20 protein-coding genes and 3 other annotated features (1 of these 23 only partly in view) are annotated in these 20962 nt (G+C 46.4%); of the genes, 18 read left to right on the forward strand and 2 right to left on the reverse strand.

The window, feature by feature from the left end; genetic code table 11:
- Positions 1-98 (forward strand) — a binding site (T-box leader); it begins 122 nt to the left of the window's first position.
- A 51-nt stretch (positions 99-149) separates the two neighbouring features.
- The 7 genes from thrS to RRU94_RS13440 all read left to right on the forward strand — a co-directional run bounded on the left by thrS (position 150) and on the right by RRU94_RS13440 (position 5591).
- The gene (gene thrS, locus RRU94_RS13410; protein WP_315694782.1) at positions 150-2081 is read left to right on the forward strand and encodes a threonine--tRNA ligase; all 1932 of its coding nucleotides are present in this window, start codon (positions 150-152) and stop codon (positions 2079-2081) included.
- Positions 2082-2205: 124 nt separating this feature from the next.
- Positions 2206-2344 (forward strand) — a sequence feature (ribosomal protein L20 leader region).
- A gap of 34 nt (positions 2345-2378) precedes the next feature.
- Complete coding sequence (gene infC, locus RRU94_RS13415) at positions 2379-2915, forward strand: translation initiation factor IF-3 (RefSeq protein ID WP_242233280.1); 537 nt, start codon at positions 2379-2381, stop codon at positions 2913-2915.
- 23 nt (positions 2916-2938) lie between these two features.
- Positions 2939-3136, forward strand: coding sequence for a 50S ribosomal protein L35 (rpmI, locus tag RRU94_RS13420; protein WP_242233281.1), 198 nt, complete (start codon positions 2939-2941; stop codon positions 3134-3136).
- Positions 3137-3171: 35 nt separating this feature from the next.
- Positions 3172-3528, forward strand: a complete 357-nt coding sequence (gene rplT / locus RRU94_RS13425; protein WP_242233282.1) for a 50S ribosomal protein L20 — start codon at positions 3172-3174, stop codon at positions 3526-3528.
- A 211-nt stretch (positions 3529-3739) separates the two neighbouring features.
- Positions 3740-4003, forward strand: a complete 264-nt coding sequence (locus RRU94_RS13430; RefSeq protein ID WP_242233481.1) for a DUF1294 domain-containing protein — start codon at positions 3740-3742, stop codon at positions 4001-4003.
- Positions 4000-4485, forward strand: coding sequence for a dUTP diphosphatase (locus RRU94_RS13435; RefSeq protein ID WP_315694785.1), 486 nt, complete (start codon positions 4000-4002; stop codon positions 4483-4485). The genes RRU94_RS13430 and RRU94_RS13435 overlap by 4 nt, the downstream gene beginning before the upstream one ends.
- A gap of 20 nt (positions 4486-4505) precedes the next feature.
- Positions 4506-5591, forward strand: a complete 1086-nt coding sequence (locus RRU94_RS13440) for a M42 family metallopeptidase (RefSeq protein WP_242233284.1) — start codon at positions 4506-4508, stop codon at positions 5589-5591.
- 39 nt (positions 5592-5630) lie between these two features.
- Here the strand turns inward: RRU94_RS13440 and sspI are convergent, their stop codons facing one another.
- Positions 5631-5831: a small acid-soluble spore protein SspI gene (sspI, locus tag RRU94_RS13445; RefSeq protein WP_251269632.1), complete on the reverse strand. Its 201-nt coding sequence runs from the start codon at positions 5829-5831 to the stop codon at positions 5631-5633.
- A gap of 91 nt (positions 5832-5922) precedes the next feature.
- Between sspI and RRU94_RS13450 the strand changes: the two genes are divergently transcribed.
- The 3 genes from RRU94_RS13450 (at position 5923) to pheT (ending at position 10464) form a co-directional block, all read left to right on the forward strand.
- The gene (locus RRU94_RS13450) at positions 5923-6678 is read left to right on the forward strand and encodes a TrmH family RNA methyltransferase (protein ID WP_315694789.1); all 756 of its coding nucleotides are present in this window, start codon (positions 5923-5925) and stop codon (positions 6676-6678) included.
- A 48-nt stretch (positions 6679-6726) separates the two neighbouring features.
- Positions 6727-6958, forward strand: a binding site (T-box leader).
- A 42-nt stretch (positions 6959-7000) separates the two neighbouring features.
- The gene (gene pheS, locus RRU94_RS13455; protein WP_309089583.1) at positions 7001-8035 is read left to right on the forward strand and encodes a phenylalanine--tRNA ligase subunit alpha; all 1035 of its coding nucleotides are present in this window, start codon (positions 7001-7003) and stop codon (positions 8033-8035) included.
- 14 nt (positions 8036-8049) lie between these two features.
- On the forward strand, positions 8050-10464 hold the full coding sequence (gene pheT / locus RRU94_RS13460) for a phenylalanine--tRNA ligase subunit beta (protein ID WP_315694793.1): 2415 nt from the start codon (positions 8050-8052) through the stop codon (positions 10462-10464).
- A gap of 163 nt (positions 10465-10627) precedes the next feature.
- Here the strand turns inward: pheT and rnhC are convergent, their stop codons facing one another.
- Positions 10628-11551: a ribonuclease HIII gene (gene rnhC, locus RRU94_RS13465; protein WP_315694795.1), complete on the reverse strand. Its 924-nt coding sequence runs from the start codon at positions 11549-11551 to the stop codon at positions 10628-10630.
- 92 nt (positions 11552-11643) lie between these two features.
- Here rnhC and zapA point away from each other — a divergent pair, with 92 nt between their 5' ends.
- From zapA to RRU94_RS13505, 8 genes are all read left to right on the forward strand, one after another.
- Complete coding sequence (zapA, locus tag RRU94_RS13470; protein WP_242233290.1) at positions 11644-11922, forward strand: cell division protein ZapA; 279 nt, start codon at positions 11644-11646, stop codon at positions 11920-11922.
- 67 nt (positions 11923-11989) lie between these two features.
- The gene (polX, locus tag RRU94_RS13475) at positions 11990-13696 is read left to right on the forward strand and encodes a DNA polymerase/3'-5' exonuclease PolX (RefSeq protein WP_315694797.1); all 1707 of its coding nucleotides are present in this window, start codon (positions 11990-11992) and stop codon (positions 13694-13696) included.
- A 22-nt stretch (positions 13697-13718) separates the two neighbouring features.
- A complete protein-coding gene (locus RRU94_RS13480; protein ID WP_315695959.1) occupies positions 13719-16073 on the forward strand; it encodes an endonuclease MutS2 in 2355 nt (784 codons plus the stop codon).
- A gap of 14 nt (positions 16074-16087) precedes the next feature.
- Positions 16088-16495, forward strand: coding sequence for a DUF350 domain-containing protein (locus tag RRU94_RS13485; protein ID WP_251269626.1), 408 nt, complete (start codon positions 16088-16090; stop codon positions 16493-16495).
- Between the two features lie 239 nt (positions 16496-16734).
- Complete coding sequence (locus tag RRU94_RS13490; RefSeq protein WP_315694800.1) at positions 16735-18414, forward strand: long-chain-fatty-acid--CoA ligase; 1680 nt, start codon at positions 16735-16737, stop codon at positions 18412-18414.
- A 106-nt stretch (positions 18415-18520) separates the two neighbouring features.
- Positions 18521-19105 carry a fatty acid metabolism transcriptional regulator FadR gene (locus RRU94_RS13495; RefSeq protein ID WP_242233294.1) on the forward strand — a complete coding sequence of 195 codons (585 nt, stop codon included), beginning with the start codon at positions 18521-18523 and terminating at the stop codon, positions 19103-19105.
- Positions 19106-19131: 26 nt separating this feature from the next.
- Positions 19132-19905, forward strand: a complete 774-nt coding sequence (locus RRU94_RS13500) for an electron transfer flavoprotein subunit beta/FixA family protein (protein ID WP_315694802.1) — start codon at positions 19132-19134, stop codon at positions 19903-19905.
- Positions 19906-19925: 20 nt separating this feature from the next.
- Positions 19926-20906, forward strand: coding sequence for an electron transfer flavoprotein subunit alpha/FixB family protein (locus RRU94_RS13505; protein WP_315694804.1), 981 nt, complete (start codon positions 19926-19928; stop codon positions 20904-20906).
- Positions 20907-20962 lie beyond the last annotated feature (56 nt).

The raw sequence follows: 20962 nt of genomic DNA on the forward strand, positions 1-20962 counted from the left end.
AAGTAAGAAGCGGCGGCACCAGACCGTTATCTGACTGTAATTAAGCCGGGAATTTCCCGGAAAGTTGGGTGGAACCGCGATTAAACCTCGCCCCTTCGTTTATGAAGGAGTGGGGTTTTTTGTCGTTTAAAAAGAAGGAGGAAATACAAATGTCGATTCAATTAACATTCCCAGACGGCGCTGTAAAGGAATTTCCGTCTGGAACAACAATGGAAGAGGTTGCGCAGTCGATCAGCCCGGGCCTGCGTAAAAAAGCGCTTGCCGGCAAAGTATCAGGACAGTTTATTGATTTAAAAACACCGATCGAGCAGGATGGCGCGATTGAAATTATTACACCTGAGCATGCTGACGCGCTTGAAGTGCTTCGCCACAGTACAGCACACTTGATGGCGCAGGCGATCAAACGTGTTTACGGAGCCGACAAAGTCAAGCTTGGTGTGGGCCCGGTTATTGAAGGCGGCTTTTACTATGATATTGATCTGGATGAATCCATTACACCGGAAGATTTGCCGAAAATCGAAAAAGAAATGAAGAAAATCATTAACGAAAACGTGCCGGTTATCCGCAAAGAAGTATCACGCGCGGAAGCAGAGCAGTTTTTCAAAGAAATTGATGATGAATACAAGCTGGAGCTTCTTGAAGCAATTCCGGAGAACGAAACGGTTACACTGTATGAGCAGGGTGATTTCACCGATCTATGCCGCGGTGTACACGTTCCGTCCACTGGAAAGTTAAAAGAATTTAAGCTGCTTAACATCGCCGGTGCATACTGGCGCGGTAATTCAGACAACAAAATGCTTCAGCGTATTTACGGAACGGCTTTCTTTAAAAAGGAAGACCTTGAGCATCACTTGAAAATGATTGAAGAAGCAAAAGAGCGCGATCACCGCAAAATTGGAAAAGAGCTTGATTTGTTTACAAATTCCCAGAAAGTCGGACAGGGTCTGCCGCTTTGGCTGCCAAAAGGTGCAACAATCCGCCGTATTATCGAACGCTACATTGTCGATAAAGAAGTAAGCCTCGGCTATGACCATGTATACACACCGGTAATGGGAAGCGTTGAACTTTACAAAACAAGCGGACACTGGGATCATTATCAGGACGGTATGTTCCCGGTCATGGAAATGGACAACGAGGATCTTGTTCTTCGCCCGATGAACTGCCCGCATCACATGATGATTTATAAAAATGACATTCACAGCTATCGCGAGCTGCCGATCCGTATTGCTGAACTTGGCACAATGCACCGCTATGAAATGTCAGGCGCCCTTGCCGGCCTGCAGCGTGTTCGCGGGATGACATTGAATGATGCCCACATCTTTGTTCGTCCGGACCAAATCAAAGATGAACTCAAACGTGTTGTCGAGCTGATCTTGTCTGTTTATAAAGATTTTGATTTAAATGATTACTCGTTCCGCTTGTCTTACCGCGATCCGGAAAACACCGAGAAATACTACGATGATGATGAAATGTGGGAAAAAGCACAAGCGATGCTGAAAGACGCAATGGATGAGCTTGGCATGGAGTACGTAGAAGCAGAAGATGAAGCGGCGTTCTACGGTCCGAAGCTTGACGTACAGGTAAAGACAGCGCTTGGCAAAGAAGAAACTTTGTCTACTGTACAGCTGGATTTCCTTCTTCCGGAACGCTTTGACTTAACATATGTGGGTGAAGACGGCAAGCAGCACCGTCCGGTTGTTATTCACCGCGGTGTAGTTTCCACAATGGAACGCTTTGTTGCGTTTTTGATTGAAGAATACAAGGGAGCATTCCCGACATGGCTTGCACCGGTTCAGGTTCAAATCATTCCTGTTTCTAACGAGGTTCACTACGACTACGCAAGAAAGTTACAGGATGAGCTGAAAGCAGCCGGCATCCGTGTCGAAATGGACAGCCGTGAAGAAAAGCTCGGGTATAAAATCCGTGAATCGCAAATGAAGAAAATTCCGTACATGCTCGTAGTGGGTGATAAAGAGCTTGAGAGCGGTACAGTGAATGTCCGCAAGTACGGTGAACAGCAGTCTGAGACGATGTCATTTGACGCTTTCCGCGACCTTGTTCAAAAAGAAGGCAAACGTTAAGAAAAAAACTATTGTTTTTTTTGAAAAGCAATGGTATTATTTAAAACGTTGGTTCTTTCAATTTGTCTTCTGGACATTTGAAAGAGGATATGATATAGTTACTTAGGTGAATGAAACACATAATAAAAGAAAGCAGAAGCACCCGCTTCTCACCTCGTCTGACAGAAAAGTTGGCAGGTTGACATGGTAAAACGACTAAGCTGTTTTGGGCAGCTTTTTACTAGCGGGGCATCTACTTTTAGATGCCTCGCTTTTTTCATGCAGCAGTGCGCTTCTCTTTTAAATAGTGTTTTTAAAATGACCCGGAGGTGGCTTGTTATTAGCAAAGATATGAATTTAAACGAAGGCATCCGTGCCCGTGAAGTACGCTTGATCGATCAAAACGGCGATCAGCTCGGCATTAAACAAAAACGCGAAGCGCTTGAAATTGCTGCCCGCGTAAATCTTGATCTTGTGCTTGTTGCTCCGAACGCGAAACCGCCTGTAGCCCGCATCATGGACTATGGAAAGTTCAAGTTCGAACAGCAGAAGAAAGAGAAGGAAGCCCGCAAAAACCAGAAAATCATCCAATTAAAAGAAGTGCGCTTCAGTCCAACGATTGATGACCACGATTTTAATACCAAGCTTCGCAATGCGATTAAGTTCTTGGAAAAAGGTGATAAAGTAAAAGCATCGATCCGATTCAAAGGACGTGCGATTACGCATAAAGAAATCGGCCAGCGTGTACTTGACCGCTTTGCAGAAGCGTGCAAGGAAGTTGCGACTGTTGAGTCCAAGCCGAAAATGGACGGCCGTAGTATGTTCCTTATTATGGCGCCTAAAAACGAAAAGTAAACCAGTTTGAGGAGGAAGACGAAATGCCAAAAATGAAAACTCACCGTGGTTCTGCCAAACGTTTCAAGAAAACAGGTTCAGGTAAACTGAAACGTTCACACGGTTACACAAGCCACTTGTTCGCAAACAAATCTCAAAAACAAAAACGTAAATTGCGCAAAGGCGCTCTTGTATCAAAAGGCGATTTCAAACGTATTCGCCACATGCTTGACAATCTGTAAGAAAATTAACGTAACATCATTAGGAGGGAAATAGTATGCCACGCGTAAAAGGCGGTACTGTAACACGCAAACGTCGTAAAAAGGTTCTTAAATTAGCAAAAGGTTATTTCGGTTCGAAACATCGTTTATATAAAGTTGCCAACCAACAAGTTATGAAATCCCTGCAATATGCATACCGGGATCGCCGTAACAAAAAACGTGATTTCCGCAAATTGTGGATCACTCGTATCAACGCAGCTGCTCGTACAAACGGTCTTTCTTACAGCCGTTTAATGCACGGTTTGAAGCTTGCTGGTATCGAAGTAAACCGCAAAATGCTTGCTGATCTTGCTGTTAGCGATGCGCAAGGATTTGCACAGCTTGCAGACGCTGCAAAAAAACAACTAGGTTAATAACCTCAAAACCGTCCTGATCCTTCAGGGCGGTTTTTTTATACCTATTGGGTTTAACGGCCTATAAAAGCAACGAGCCGAATGAACAGTTTTTTACATCATCAGCTTCAGGAAAGCAGCCGGCTGATAAAAGATTTGTTTCGCTTGTTCTCCAAATTAGGCTGTTTCGGGAAAAGTTTGTTAAAATAGGGAAGGAGGAGAGCAGATAGTGATGGTCTTCATTTATTTTATTTTTATTAATATGATTGCCTATATAACGATGGCAAATGATAAGAAAAAAGCGCAAAAACGGCTGTACCGAACCCGGGAAAGGACGCTCTGGCTGCTGGCTTTGCTTGGCGGTGCACCGGGCGGATGGGTGGCCATGCAGACGTACCGGCATAAAACGAAGCATGCATCCTTTAAATACGGAATGCCGGTTCTTGCCGTTATGGATTTAATGGTGTTAGCAATGATAGGAGGAACAGCCATTTGAATATGAATACATTGTTTGAAATGCAGCGCGGGCTCGATTCATACATAGAAAAGGAACACAATCTGGAAGGAACGAATTTGTTTGACCAAAAAGTGCTCGCTCTGCTTGTTGAAATTGGTGAACTGGCTAATGAAACGAGATGCTTTAAATTTTGGAGTACAAAAGGGCCGTCAGAGCGGGGAATCATTTTAGAAGAATTTGTAGACGGCGTACATTTTATTCTGTCACTCGGCATTTTAGCTGACCTGACAGATGCAGTGCCGGCGTCCCAGCAGCCTGCAAAAACGGCAACGGACCAGTTTTTGCTTGTCACAGAAGCCGTTCATACCTTCCACCGTGATAAAGCAAAAGAAGCGTATCAATCCCTGCTTGACCGTTTCTTTACACTGGGGGATATGCTTGGATTCTCAGCAGAAGAAGTGGAACAGGCGTATATCGCCAAAAATGAAGTAAACTATAAGCGCCAGCAGTCGGGCTACTAAGAAAGGGGACTTTATTTATAATGAAGAAACTCGATGAAACGTTAACGATGCTAAAAGAGCTAACGGATGCAAAAGGGATTGCCGGGAATGAACGCGAAGCGCGGGAAGTCATGCAAAAATACATTGAGCCATTTGCAGAAGAAGTGACAACAGACGGCCTTGGCAGCTTGATCGCCAAAAAAACCGGGGATGCAAACGGCCCGAAAATCATGGTGGCTGGGCACCTGGATGAAGTCGGCTTTATGGTTACACGCATTGATGACAAAGGGTTTATCCGTTTTCAAACTGTCGGCGGATGGTGGAGCCAGGTAATGCTCGCCCAGCGCGTTACGATCGTGACGCGCAAAGGAGATATTACAGGCGTGATCGGCTCAAAGCCGCCGCACATTTTGCCGGCTGAAGCACGCAAAAAACCGGTTGATATTAAAGACATGTTTATCGATATCGGCGCATCAAGCCGCGAAGAAGCTTCAGAATGGGGCGTGCGTCCTGGCGACATGGTCGTTCCTTACTTTGAATTTACTGTTATGAACAATGAAAAAATGCTGCTGGCTAAAGCTTGGGACAACCGAATCGGCTGTGCGATCGCCATTGATGTGATGAAGTACGTAAAAGATAAACAGCATGCGAATATTGTGTACGGTGTTGGAACGGTACAGGAAGAGGTCGGCCTGCGCGGTGCGAAAACATCCGCTCACCAAATTGGCCCGGATATCGCATTTGGCGTCGATGTTGGCATTGCCGGCGATACACCAGGGGTAACGGAAAAAGAGGCAATGGGCAAAATGGGCAAAGGCCCGCAGATTATTTTGTATGATGCATCAATGGTATCCCACAAAGGACTGCGTGACTTTGTAACGGATGTAGCCGATGAATTAAATATTCCTTACCAGTTTGACGCTATGGCAGGCGGCGGAACAGATTCAGGGGAAATTCATAAAACAGGCAATGGCGTTCCGACGCTGTCTGTTACCATTGCTACACGCTACATCCATTCTCATGCGGCCATGCTTCACCGTGATGATTATGAAAACGCCGTGAAGCTGCTTGGAGAAGTAATCCTTCGCCTTGACCGCGATACGGTTAACACCATTACATTTGACTAAAAATAAAACCGCTCACAGTGCTGTGAGCGGTTTTTTGTGTTACTGAAGAGCAGATGCCATGCGTTCTAATACGACTTTTTGCTCTTCTGTTGTGCTTTTTTTCCAGAAAAGTTCAAGCATCACACCAAGACCTGGCAGCGTTTTTTCTTCGCCATTTGAAATTGCGTCTTGAATTACAGCCGATAATTCATTTGGATTTTGTCCGTTTAAATTTTGAATAATAGCGCCTCGTAAATCCATGTTTATCCCTCCTTGTTTTGATTATTTTTACCACTGTAGCGCCCATTATACAGAGAAATGCTATAATGAATACGGCGAAAGGAGAATCACATTGACATACATTCAATCCGCAAATAACACACATATAAAACAGCTCAATAAACTATGGATAAAAAAAGAACGGGATAAAACAGGTCTTTATATGCTCGAAGGCTTTCATCTCGTTGAAGAAGCGCTTCGCTACAAAGAGCAAATAAAGGAACTTCTTTTATCAGAGGAAGCGGCAGTACCGGCATCGTGGAATATAGATGGCCTCGACGTGACCATGATTTCGGCCGAGGTGGCGAAAAAGCTTTCTGATACGGAAAACGGCCAGGGCGTTTTTGCGGTGTGCCGGAAACAGGAAGCGGCGGAACTGCCGGCGGGCAAAAGCTTTTTGCTGCTGGATGCCGTGCAGGATCCGGGTAATATCGGCACGATGATCCGGACAGCCGATGCCGCTGGAATTGATGCGGTGCTGCTCAGCCATGGATCTGCTGATCTGTATAATCCAAAAGTGCTTCGTTCGGCACAGGGAAGCCATTTTCACCTGCCTGTTTTAAGCGTAGATTTAACCGAAGCGGTTGAAGAGCTGCAAAAACGAAATATTCCGGTGTACGGAACGGCTTTGGAAGGAGCGTCTGATTACAGAAAGGAACAAGCAGGGCCATTTGCGCTGCTCGTGGGCAATGAAGGAAACGGCGTACGTCCAGAGCTTCTTGAGAAAACAACCAAAAATGTTTACATTCCGATTTTCGGCCAAAGCGAGTCGCTGAATGTAGCGGTTGCGGCCGGTATCCTTCTTTATCATTTTCGGGAAAACAATTGAATTTCAAAAATGGGTTGTCTATAATAAGAAAGTATAAAATTTGATAATTAAAAGGCAATGACGGAGAAAAGTACGCCATCCCTCTTTTTTTAGGAAGAAAATGCCCCGACTGAAAGCATTTTTAAAAAGAGCTGGCCGAAGTTCACCTCCCGAGCCGGTGCTTGGACCACATTCGTGTAAAGGCATACCGGTTTTTACCGTTATCTTAATGAAGTGAACGTGTGTTTTTCTAGCGCGTTAAAAAGGGTGGTACCGCGATATCAGAAGCCTCGTCCCTTTCCGGGAACGGGGCTTTTTTTGTTGCCAAAAAGGAGGAAAAAACGTGGAAGAACAGTTAAAAGTGCTGCAGGAAGAAGCGATTAAGAAAGCGGCAGCCGCACAGGATTTAAAAGAACTGAATGATGTACGCGTTGCGTACCTTGGCAAAAAAGGACCTGTTACAGAAGTGCTAAAAGGCATGGGCAAGCTGTCTGCAGAAGAACGCCCGAAAATGGGGGCGCTTGTCAATGTTGTGCGTGAAGCCATCACAAAAGCGATTGAATCGAAGCAGGCCTCATTAGAGTCCGAAGCTATTCAAAAGCAGCTGGCAGAAGAATCCGTTGATGTAACCCTGCCAGGCCGCCCGGTCAAACTTGGCGGACATCATCCGCTTACACGTATTACAGAAGAAATTGAAGACTTATTTATTGGCATGGGCTATACAGTGGCTGAAGGACCGGAAGTGGAGCAGGACTATTATAACTTCGAAGCGCTCAACCTGCCAAAAGGCCATCCGGCGCGTGATATGCAGGATACATTTTACATTACACCGGAGCTTTTAATGCGTACACATACCTCACCCGTACAAGTACGAACGATGCTTCAGCATGAAGGCAAAGGGCCGGTTAAAATTATTTGCCCGGGTAAAGTATACCGCCGTGACAGTGATGACGCGACGCACTCCCACCAATTCAACCAAATCGAAGGGCTTGTGGTGGGTGAAAACATCCGCATGAGCGACTTAAAAGGCACGCTCGATGTATTTGCGAAGAAAATGTTTGGTGCAGAGCGCGAAATCCGCCTTCGTCCAAGTTTCTTCCCATTCACTGAGCCGTCTGTTGAAGTAGATGTGAGCTGTATGTGCGGCGGCAAAGGCTGCTCGATTTGTAAAGGTACCGGCTGGATTGAAGTTCTGGGTGCCGGTATGGTGCATCCAAACGTGCTTGAAATGGCCGGATTTGATTCAAATGTTTATTCCGGTTTCGCATTCGGCATGGGGCAGGAGCGCATTGCCATGCTGAAGTATGGCATTGATGATATCCGCCATTTCTACACAAATGATCTTCGTTTCTTAAAGCAATTTTCTGTACACGAATAAGGAGGAATTAACCCATGTTTGTTTCATATAAATGGCTGTCTCAGTACGTGGACATTGCCGATCAAACCCCGGAAGAACTGGCCGAAAAAATTACACGCGCCGGTATTGAAGTGGAAGGCGTTGAAATGCCTGCTTCTGAGATGAAAGGCATCGTAGTCGGGTATGTGCAATCACGTGAACAGCACCCGAATGCTGACAAATTAAGCAAGTGCCTTGTGGATGTAGGCGAGGAAGAGCCCGTGCAAATTATTTGCGGAGCCAAAAATGTAGATGCAGGCCAATTTGTAGCTGTAGCCCGAACAGGTGCGGTTTTGCCTGGCAACTTTAAAATTAAGCGTGCCAAGCTGCGCGGCGAAGAATCAAACGGCATGATCTGCTCGCTGTCGGAACTTGGTATTGAAAGCCGCTTAAATCCGAAAGAATACGCGGAAGGTATTTTTAATTTTCCAAATGACGTTACACCAGGAGAGGATGCGCTCGCTGCCTTGAATCGTGACGACGCCATTTTAGAGCTGTCTCTGACACCAAACCGTTCAGATGCACTCAGCATGATCGGAGTAGCTTATGAAGTAGCGGCCATCCTGGGCCGTGACGTGAAATTGCCGGAGCCAAAGCCGGCTGAAGCGGATGAAAAAGCATCAGACGCTGTTCGCATTCAAATCGACGCGCCTGAAGATAATCCGCTTTATATTGCACGAGTAGTGAAAAATGTAAAAATTGGTCCGTCACCGCTATGGATGCAGACACTGCTTATGAATGCAGGAATCCGCCCGCACAATAACGTGGTTGATATTACGAACTATGTCCTAATGGAATACGGACAGCCGCTTCATGCCTTTGACCTTAACCGGGTTGAAACCGGAGAAATTGTGGTCCGCCATGCCGAGGAAGGTGAAACATTCACTACGCTTGATGACGTAGAACGGACATTATCGGCTGATCAGCTTGTGATTACAAACGGCCAGAAGCCAATCGCCCTTGCCGGCGTAATGGGCGGTGCAAATTCAGAAGTAACAGAGCAAACGGTAAATGTACTCATTGAGTCTGCTTATTTTAATGGCCAAACGGTGCGTGCAGCTTCTAAAGCACATGGTCTTCGTTCAGAAGCGAGTGCCCGCTTTGAAAAAGGGGTAGATCCAGCCCGCGTGCAGGCCGCATGTGACCGCGCAGCAGAGCTGATGGCAGAATTGGCAGAAGGCACAGTTTTATCAGGATCGGTTGTGGCTGGCGAATATGCACCTGAGCCAAAACAAGTATCGATTACACTTGACCGTCTAAATACCCGCCTTGGCACAAGCTTAACGATGGAAACCGTGGAAGAGATCTTCAGCCGTTTGAAATTCCAAACAGAAACAAATGGAGACACGATTACTGTAACGGTTCCAACGCGCCGCGCGGATATTACTATTCCAGAAGATTTAACAGAAGAAGTGGCTCGTCTTTACGGTTATGATCACATACCGCTTACGCTGCCGGAAGGAGAAGCGCTGCCGGGTGCTTTATCACCATATCAGCTTGGCCGCCGTACGGTGCGCCGTTATTTGGAAGGAGCCGGATTTAACCAGGCTGTTACGTATTCTTTAACGTCCCAAAAGCGGGCTGCCCAGTTTGCGCTTGAAGTACGCGAGCCGGTCGCGCTTGCGATGCCGATGAGTGAAGAGCGTGCGTACTTGCGTGAAAGCCTGCTGCCGCATTTAATCGAAGCGGCTGCTTACAACAACGCCCGTCAAATGGGTTCTGTCGCTCTTTATGAAACAGGCTCTGTTTACTTAAATGAAGGTGAAAACGTGCAGCCGAAAGAAGAAGAACGGCTTGCGGGTATCGTTACAGGCCTATGGCAGGAGCATCTGTGGCAGGGAGAAAAAACAGCCGTTGATTTCTTTGCCGTTAAAGGCGTAATCGAAGGAATCGCTGACCGTCTTGGCTTAACAGACCGGCTTTCTTTCCAAAAAGCTGCGCCGGAAGGCTTCCACCCTGGCCGGACAGCTGCTGTTTTACTTGATGAGCAGCCGGTCGGAGTCATCGGACAGCTTCATCCATCGCTAGCAAAAGAAGTAGATATAAAAGAAGCGTATTTGTTTGAGTTGAAGCTTGATGTTCTATTGAATACAGAGCGTTCAGCACTTGCTTATACGCCAATTCCGCGCTTCCCATCGATCAGCCGTGATATTGCGCTGGTTGTAGATAGTGCAACGGAAGCAGCTTCGCTGGAGGCTGTCATTAAAGAAGCAGGCGGAGCGCTTTTAACGAATGTTCACGTGTTTGATGTGTATGAAGGAGACCGGATGGAAGCAGGCAAGAAATCTGTTGCCTTTGCCCTGACGTATATGAATCCTGAAAAAACACTGACAGATGAAGAAGTCACAGCTGTACACGAAAAAGTGCTTACGGCGTTGAAAGAAAAAGCAAACGCTGATTTGCGCGCATAAAAGAAGAAAAGCAGTCCCTCGTATAGCGGGACTGCTTTTTTGATAAAAAATGTACTTTTTGGGCCGGAATCCATTTGTTTAGGCCATAATTTTCAAGTGGCAGGCTGGATTTTAAAGGAATCCGGCCCTGCTTTTTATATTCCGGCTCTGCAGGCATAAACCATTATAATCCCCGCACGATCCGTCTTGCTTTTTCTGTATTAGCAAAGTGAAGCTTGGTAAAATGGCGCAGCACGCTTTCATCATAAGTTCGAATGAGGCGGGCGGCCGCTTCATCCACCTTGGGACCGGCGCCCTTGGGAATGGTAAAGCCCGCTTTTTCAGACAGCGTGTCCATTTCTTTCAGGAATGCATAACGCGCTAGAATCGAAGCCGCTGCAACCGCTAAATGAATGCTTTCCCCTTTTGTGCTGAAAAAGACATTTTCCTCTATAATCCGTTTTTGTCCCTTTAAATGCCGGTAATAAATGGATTTTTCGGCGAATTGGTCCACTAGCACCGCTTCTGGTTTTTCGGGTGCCATTTTATCCTGCAGCTTGCCAAGCGCCTGATTATGCAAGATGGCTTTTATTTTTCCCTGCGACATGCCGCTTTCCTGTAAATCATTGTATTTTTCATTGCGTAAAACGAGCAGGCTGTACGGAATCGTCCGGAGCAGTTTTTTGGCCACTGATACAATCTCAGGATCTTTCATATCTTTGGAGTCCCGTACACCAAGTGCGGCAAGCTCCGGAATCCGGTCCGCTTCAACGTAGGCGGCCACAACGGTAATCGGTCCAAAAAAATCACCTGTGCCCACTTCATCGCTTCCAGCCACCGACATATTGGCAAACCCAGCGGGCAGCTGGCCGCTTGGCGGAGATGCCTTCTTCGGTTTTGAAGCCGCTGCCTGGCCCTCCCATTTGGCAGACTCTGTTTGGGCCTCCTTTCCTTGAAACAGCACTTTTCCGGACCGGTAGCCTGTCACAGAACAGCCGTCCACTTTTGCCGCAAAAACGGCGCCAGCGGGAAGTTTGGCTGGTACTCCGTAATGATCTTTCATTTTTTGCAGTGTAGCTTCGTTTACAATAAGGACAGTATGACTCAATTCGACACGCCTCCAGACTTTCTTCCTTTTCACGGTAAATGACTCATGGTATGATATATAACAGAATTGCAACAGAAATGGGGGCCTTGCATTTGTCAGATCGACAAAAGACTCGCCTAACAGTTGACATTTACGGTTATCAGTACACGATTATCGGAACTGAATCAGAATACCATATTCGCCGTGTAACGGAAATGGTTGATGATAAAATGCGTGAAATCGGCAGCCGCAATGCCTCGCTCGATACGCAGAAAATTGCGGTGCTGACGGCTGTTAATATGGTGAATGATTATTTAAAAATGGAAGAAGAATTGGAACAAATGAAAATGGAAATGAGCCGTATGAAAAGCCGCAATGCGGTGAATGGCTGAAAAACTTCTCTCCTATTTGGTAGAGAAGTTTTTTTCTGCTACTATAAAAGAAAAGCAGGTGACCTGTATGGTAAATAAAAAAGATATCATTCGATTGCTTGAAAAAATCGCTGTTTATATGGAGCTGAAAGGGGACAATCCCTTTAAAATATCCGCGTTTCGAAAAGCGGCTGCGGCACTTGAGCAGGATGACCGAAGCTTGTCGGAAATTGATGACGTAACGAAGCTGTCCGGCATCGGTAAAGGAACGGCTGCTGTGATTACCGAGTACATCGAAACAGGCAAATCTACTGTTCTGACCGAGCTCTCCAGCGAGGTGCCGGAAGGGCTTGTGGCACTGCTTGGACTGCCAGGGCTCGGCGGCAAAAAAATTGCCAAGCTGTACAAGGAACTGGGTATTACCAATATGACTGAGCTGAAAGCAGCTTGTGAAGAACATCGTGTCCAGCAGCTTGCCGGGTTTGGCGCTAAAACAGAAGAAAAGATTTTAGCGGCGGTAGCAAAAGCGGGAACGCAGCCTGAACGGCTGCCGATTATGTATGTTATGCCCGTTGCGGAAGGGATTGAAGCTTATCTCGACAGTTTTGAAGAAATCAGCCGCTTTTCACGTGCAGGCAGCTTGCGGCGCCTCCGTGAAACAGTCAAAGATCTTGACTTTATCGTTGCGACCGAACAGCCGGAACGGGTAAAAGAACATCTCTTAGCCATGCCCGATATAAAAGAAGTGATTGCTGCCGGGCCGACAAAGGTGTCAGTGGTCATTGGAGGAGAATTTGATCTATCCATTGACTTCCGCATTGTCACACCGGACCAGTTTGCGAGTGCGCTCCATCACTTTACCGGTTCTAAAGACCATAATGTGAAGATTCGTCAAATTGCAAAAGAACGGGATGAGAAAGTAAGCGAATACGGCATTGAGCAGCCGGACGGCAGCGTCAAAACATTCGACAGTGAAGCGTCGCTTTATCATCACCTTGGGCTGCCATACTTTCCGCCGGAAATCCGCGAGGACGGGACAGAAACGGATAAATATAAAGAAGGCACGTTAATTGAGCTGTCTGATATTAAAGGCGACCTGCATATGCACACAGCCTGGTCGGATGGGGCATTTTCCATTGAAGAAATGATTGAAGCATGCCGCGCACGCGGATACGAATACATGGCTATTACCGACCATTCCCAATATTTAAAAGTAGCAAATGGCTTGTCTGTTGACAGGCTGCTTCGACAAAACGAAGAAATTAAAGAGTGGAACGCTAAGTATAAAGATATCGAAATCCTCTCTGGCATTGAAATGGATATTTTGCCTGATGGAACACTTGACTATGAGGACGACGTATTAAAACAGCTTGATTTTGTGATTGCATCGATTCATTCAAGCTTTTCACAGACGCAGGAGCAGATTATGGAGCGGTTGAAAACAGCGCTGCACAATCCATACGTGAAACTGATTGCTCACCCGACCGGGCGGATTATCGGCCGGCGCGACGGCTATTCAGTCGATATGGAAGAATTAATCCGTCTTGCGGCCCAAACGAACACAGCGCTTGAATTAAATGCAAATCCGCATCGGCTCGATTTGTCTGCTGAGCACTTAAAGGCGGCTCAGGAAGCCGGCGTGAAAATTATGATCAATACAGATGCCCATGCCATCGAGCATCTACAATTTATGGAAACTGGCGCGAGCGCTGGCCGAAAAGGATGGCTGCGGCCGGAAACGGTCGTGAATACATGGCCAAAAGCGGAACTGATGTCATTTATCCGCCGCTTGTAGCTTTTAAAGGAGTCGAAACGTGTTGAATAAAAAAGTGCTTGCCACACTTGAATTTGATAAAATTATTGCCAAACTGGCCGACCATGCTTCTTCCGAAGTCGGCCGTTCGTTTGCGGAAGAATTAAAGCCTTCACTAAATACGGAAGAGGTACAGCGGTGGCTCGATGAAACAGAAGAAGCAGCCGCTGTGATTCGCATTAAAGGAAATGTTCCGCTTGACGGCATTTATGATATCCGTCCGCATGCTAAACGCGCGCAAATCGGCGGCGTACTCAGTGGTACAGAACTAGTGCGGATTGCCAGCACAATCGCTGCAAGCCGCCACATCCGTAATTTTATTGAAGATGTACGTTCAGAAGGACAGGTGACCCTGCGTATTTTACCGGAAAAAACAGCCGTGATTCCGGTTTTAACAGACCTTGAACATAAAATTAAACATACAGTCGATGAAAATGGCCGCGTGCTTGATTCAGCAAGTGACAGCCTGCGGCATATTCGTCACGGCATGCGTTCGGCGGAATCGCGTATCCGGGCCAAGCTTGAAAGCCTGACACGCGGGCAAAGTGCACAAAAAATGCTGTCGGATGCCATTGTGACTATTCGAAACGACCGCTATGTTATTCCGGTAAAGCAGGAATACCGTTCCCACTATGGCGGTATCGTACATGACCAGTCGTCTTCTGGACAAACCCTGTTTATTGAACCGGCATCGGTTGTCAGCTTAAACAATGAACTGCGAGAGCTGACCGTAAAAGAGCAGTATGAAGTGGAAAAGATTCTGCAGGAGCTGACCGCCCAAACGGCTGAGCACGCACCGGGTCTTTTCACCATGACAAAGATGCTGTCTGAAATTGATTTTATTTTTACAAAAGGAAAGTTTGCCCGCTCGATGAATGCCACAAAGCCTCTTTTAAACGAGGAAGGCTATATTCATTATATTGGCGCGCGGCATCCGCTTTTGCCTGCGGATGAAGCGGTAGCAAGTGACATTGAGATCGGCCGCGAATATACCGCGATTGTGATCACGGGTCCGAATACTGGTGGTAAAACCGTTACGCTAAAGACAACGGGTCTTTCTGTGCTGATGGCGCAGTCCGGTTTGTTTATCCCTGCTGAAGACGGATCCGAAACAGCGGTTTTCCAATCCGTTTTTGCCGATATCGGTGACGAGCAGTCGATTGAACAAAACTTAAGTACCTTTTCTTCTCATATGGTTAATATCGCCGCCATGCTAAAAGAAATTGACCATGAAAGCCTTGTCCTATTCGATGAGCTTGGATCAGGAACGGACCCGCAGGAAGGATCAGCTCTGGCGATTTCGATTTTAGATGAAGTGATCAGCCTAGGGGCACGGGTAATCGCAACAACGCATTATCCAGAGCTAAAAGCCTACGGATATAACCGTGATAGAGTCATTAACGCAAGTGTGGAATTTAATGTGGAAACGTTAAGCCCGACATACCGCTTGCTGATCGGCATTCCGGGACGAAGCAACGCGTTTGAAATTTCGAAGCGGATTGGGCTTGATCCTGCGCTTATCGAAAATGCCCGGAATTTAATCAGCGCCGATTCGCACGAAGTGGATAATATGATTGCAGCGCTTGATGAGAGCCGCCGCAAAGCTGAACAGCATGAACAGGAAACGCGTGCTTATTTGCGTGACACAGAAAAACTTCATCGTGACCTGCAAAAAGAAGTGATTGATTACCACGAGCAGAAAGAAAAAATGGAAGAAAAAGCGCGTGCGGAAGCAGCCGAGATTGTAGAAAAAGCACGTGCAGAAGCAGAAGAAGTGATGAAAGAGCTTCGCGCACTTCGCCTGGCAGGCGGAGCGAATGTAAAAGAGCACGAGCTGATTGAAGCACGTAAAAGGCTGGAAGACGCGGTGCCGGAACGGAAAACGAAAAAGCCGGCTATTGAACCAGCGAAACGCCAGTGGAAACCAGGCGATGAAGTCAAAGTGGTCAGCTTCGGCCAAAAAGGCAGCATCATTGAAAAAGCCGCCGGCGATGAATGGATTGTTCAGATGGGGATCATCAAAATGAAGGTAGCCGAATCGGATATGGAATTCATTAAATCCGAGAAAAAGAAAGAACCAAAACCAATTGCGACGATCAGGGGCAAAGATTTTCACGTTTCCTCTGAACTGGATTTGCGCGGTGAACGATATGAGGATGCACTGAAGCGAGTGGAAAAGTACCTGGATGACGCGCTTTTAGCGGGGTATCATCAAGTGTCGATTATCCACGGAAAAGGAACGGGTGCGCTTATGAAAGGGGTACGCAGTTACCTGACAAAACACCGGATGGTCAAAAATATACGATTTGGCGGAGCGGGCGAAGGCGGACTTGGTGTCACAATCGCTGAGCTGAAATAAGAGGGGGCCGGGTTATGACAGGTTTTTGGGAAAACCAATATGTGCAGATGGCGGGCTATTACAGCATTGCAACCATCTGTATTATTATCTGCCTGGCTATATTTGAACTGGTCACATCGTATCGGAATTGGGAAGAAATCAAAAAAGGCAATATGGCAGTAGCCATGGCAACTGGAGGCAAAATCTTCGGTATTGCCAACGTTTTTCACCATTCTATTTTGCATAATGATTCTGTTTTAACCATGGCGGGATGGGGCATTTTCGGCTTTATCCTGCTATTGGCCGGCTATTTTATGTTTGAGTTTCTGACGCCGAGCTTTAACGTAGACAAAGAAATCCAGCGTGATAACCGGGCTGTCGGCTTTATTTCATTTATCATTTCTGCAGGCCTCTCATACATGATTGGCGCTGCGCTTTTGTAAAGAAAAGAGGAGCACAAACATGGAAACATTAGCAAAGATCTTGATGGCCTGCTGTGCAGCTTTTTTGATTGTCGGCATCATTTATATGGTGATGAACTCATAAAATAAAAAAGAAATAAAACCGCTTATGGCGGAAAGAAAAAGCGGCTCAAGAGCTGCTTTTTCTTCTCTTGTAAAATGAATTTCTGTTCATTATACTGAAGGCAGCACCTATTCTTTTTGCAAAGGGGCAGATGAAGATGTCCGAAAAACCGTGGCTGATTCATTATCCAAAGGAAATTCCCGCTGCGCTGGATTACCCGAAGGATCCGCTGTCATCGTTTCTAACGAAAGCCGCTGCGAAGTATCCCGATAAAACGGCTATTCATTTTCTTGGGAAAGAATTATCTTATAAAGAGCTTCATGAATCCGCACTGAAACTTGCCTTCTATTTTAAAAAACTCGGTATTCAAAAAGGCGATCGTATCGGTATTATGCTTCCCAATACGCCACAGGCTGTGATCAGCTTTTACGCTATTTTGTACACAGGGGCAGTCGTTGTCCAGTTCAATCCGCTTTACAAAGAACGGGAAATTGAGTATCAATTAAAAGATTGTGGTGCCAAAGTGATGATTGTCCTCGACCTTCTTTATCCACGCGTTCAAAAAATCATTCACCATACAAACGTGCAGCACTTGATTGTAACCGCTATCAAAGACTATCTGCCCTTTCCAAAAAACGTCCTTTATCCCTTTATTCAAAAAAAGCAAACTGGCATCTCGGTAAGTATAGAAAACCGTTATAACAATCACTTTTTCACATCTATTATGGAAGAGATCGAAGCAAAAGAAGAAGCCTTGGAAGTGGATATTGAAAACGATCTGGCCGTTTTGCAGTACACAGGAGGTACGACGGGCTTTCCAAAGGGTGTGGTCCTAACTCACCAAAATCTTGTGGCAAACGCTTCAATGTGCGGCGCATGGATGTACAAATACCGCCCTGGCGGGGAAGTGATTTTAGGCGTCATTCCTTTTTTCCATGTATACGGCATGACAACCGTGATGATTTTAGGCGTTATGCAAGGATATAAAATGGTACTGCTGCCGAAGTTTGATGTGAAAACAACCTTAAAAACGATTCATAAGCAAAAGCCGACTATTTTTCCGGGGGCGCCGACGATTTACATTGGTCTGCTTAACGCTCCACGCTTACAAAAGTATGATTTATCTTCTATTGATTCATGTATCAGCGGTTCAGCGCCGCTGCCGGTTGAGGTGCAGGAAAAGTTTGAGCGGGCCACAGGCGGAAAGCTTGTTGAAGGATATGGCTTAACAGAAACCTCTCCCGTTACCCATGCTAATTTTATCTGGGAAAAGCGTGTAAAAGGAAGTGTCGGCGTTCCATGGCCGGATACAGAAGCAGTGATTTTATCACTGCAAACCGGAAAGCCGGTGGATCAGCCGGGAGAGCGCGGAGAAATTGCTGTCCGCGGCCCGCAGGTGATGAAAGGATATTGGAACCGGCCGGAAGAAACGGAACAGTGTTTTCAAGACGGCTGGCTGTTAACGGGAGACATTGGCTATATGGATGAAGACGGCTTCTTTTATGTAGTCGATCGAAAAAAAGACATGATTATCGCAGGAGGATTTAATATATATCCGCGCGAAGTAGAAGAAGTACTCTATGAGCACGAAGACGTCCAAGAGGCCGTAGTGGCAGGTGTTCCAGATCCATACCGCGGTGAAACAGTCAAAGCTTTTATCGTCTTGAAAGAAGGTCGGCATACAGCTGCAGAAGAGCTCGACAAATACTGCCGGACACATTTAGCCGCTTTTAAAGTACCCCGGATTTATGAATTCCGTGACGAGTTGCCGAAAACAGCTGTCGGTAAAATTTTACGCCGCGTGCTCATTGAAGAAGAAAAGCAAAAAACGGACTAAACAAGCTGAAGGGGCTGCCTGCTTGACGAAATCAAAGAATAAGAATAAGATAAATTCATGAATGAATAGTCATTCATTATTGATTTCACAGGAGGCGGCTTGCTTCATGCAGCGAAACAAACCAAAATACCATCAAATCATCGATGCCGCCGTTGTCGCTATTGCCGAGAACGGATACCATCAAGCACAAGTATCGAAAATAGCCCGGCAGGCCGGTGTCGCGGATGGAACCATCTATTTATACTTTAAAAACAAAGAAGATATTTTAATTTCATTGTTCCAGGAAAAAATGGGGACATTTATCCAAAAAACAAGTGAAATTATTGAAACGAAGCAAACAGCAGCTGAGCAGCTGGAGCTGCTTGTCCAAAACCACTTCGGGCTTCTTGCAGAAGATCCCCATCTGGCGGTTGTAACCCAGTTAGAACTGCGTCAGTCCAATAAGGAGCTGCGTTTGAAAATCAATGAAGTGTTAAAATCATACTTGCAGCTGATCGAACAAATTTTACAAAAGGGAGTCCAAAACGGCGAGTTCAACGCGGTCTTAAATATACGCCTGTCCCGGCAAATGGTATTCGGAACACTCGATGAAATGGTCACTACCTGGGTGATGAATGACCAAAAGTATAACCTGGCTGCTTCAGCGGAAGAAGTAACCAGGATGCTGTTAAATGGTTTTTCCGGCCGTTAATTGTCTGAACAGAAGGAGGAAATCAAATGAACTTATATGTTTTAATAAAAAGAACATTTGATACAGAAGAAAAAATCTTTATTTCAGACGGAAGTATTCAAGAAGACGGAGCCGAATTTATTATCAATCCATATGATGAATATGCAATTGAAGAAGCCATCAAAATCCGGGATGCGCACGGAGGAGAAGTAACCGTTATAACTGTCGGTACGGACGAAGCTGAAAAGCAGCTTCGAACAGCTCTCGCCATGGGTGCAGACAAAGCCGTGCTTATCAATATAGAAGAAGAGATCGAGGATGGGGATGCCTTTACCACAGCCCGAGTTTTGACCGAGTATTTAAAAAACAAAAAAGCAGATCTTATTTTGGCGGGAAACGTCACGATTGACGGAGGCAGCGGTCAGGTCGGACCACGTGTAGCAGAGAGTCTCGGCATAGTCTGCGTGTCGACCATTACAAAAATAGAAATAAACGGAAGGCAAGTTTTGATCACCCGGGATGTAGAAGGTGATACCGAAAAAGTAAAAACAACACTGCCGCTTCTTGTAACCTGTCAGCAAGGGTTAAACGACCCCCGTTATCCTTCTTTGCCTGGCATTATGAAAGCGAAAAAAAAGCCGCTTGAAGAATGCGAGCTCGACGACCTTCAACTCGAGGAAGACGATGCAGCGCCCAAAACAAAAACCGTTGAAGTATTTATGCCGCCCCAAAAAACAGCCGGACGCATTCTGCAGGGAGAGTTAGCCGGACAGGTCAGTGAGCTGGTCACATTGCTCCGCTCTGAAGCACATGTCATTTGATTTTTAGAGGAGGGGTTATTATGCCAAAGAAAATCATGGCAGTAGGGGAAATAAGAGAAGGACAGCTCCGCCGTGTTTCTTTTGAAACCATTGCTGCTGCAAAAGCCGCTGCAGAGGGCGGGGAAGTGGTCGGTGTTCTGATTGGCAAAGAGGCCGGTGCTCTTGCTGAAGAAATGATTCAATATGGTGCAGACCGGGTGCGGACAGCAGAAGATGAAAAGCTCGGTCACTACACACCAGACGGATTTGCCAGCGCGATAATTGCGGCTGTTGAGCAGGAGCAGCCAGATGGCATTTTCTTCGGGCATACAGCGCTCGGCAAGGATTTAGCTCCCAAAATCGCTGCACAGCTGGATGCAGGGCTCGTTTCGGATGTGACGGCTCTCGAAGTAAGGAGCGGAGAGGTTGTATTTACAAGACCTATTTATGCGGGCAAGGCTTTTCAAAAAGTAACTGTTCCTGAAGGCCTTTTGCTGGCGGCCATCCGGCCGAATAACATTGAGCCATGCCCAAGGGATCGGACGCGTTCCGGAGATGTTTCTCCTCTTTCTTTTCCGGTTAAAGATATCCGCGTTGTGATCGAGGAGATCGTTCGAAAATCAGCAGGAAGTGTGGATCTTTCAGAAGCAAAAGTGATTGTAGCCGGCGGACGAGGGGTAAAAAGCACGGAAGGCTTCCGGCCGCTGCAAGAGCTGGCGGATGTTCTGGGCGGAGCCGTTGGTGCTTCAAGGGGGGCCTGTGATGCCGGCTATTGTGACTATTCTCTGCAAATTGGACAGACGGGCAAGGTGGTAACCCCTGATTTATACATTGCCTGTGGCATTTCCGGAGCCATTCAGCATTTGGCCGGAATGTCCAATTCAAAAGTGATTGTAGCAGTCAATAAAGACCCGGATGCAGAGATTTTTAAGGTGGCAGATTACGGAATTGTCGGTGACTTATTTGAGGTAGTCCCGATGCTGACGGAAGAGCTGAAAAAAATAAAGGCGGTGAGCCCCTGAGTTTGGGGCTCTTTTACTTAGGGTAAGCAAAATAATAGCTAACCCCAAAAAACGGT

It is taken from the genome of Domibacillus sp. DTU_2020_1001157_1_SI_ALB_TIR_016, from assembly GCF_032341995.1.
Classification (GTDB): Bacteria; Bacillota; Bacilli; order Bacillales; family Domibacillaceae; genus Domibacillus; species Domibacillus indicus_A.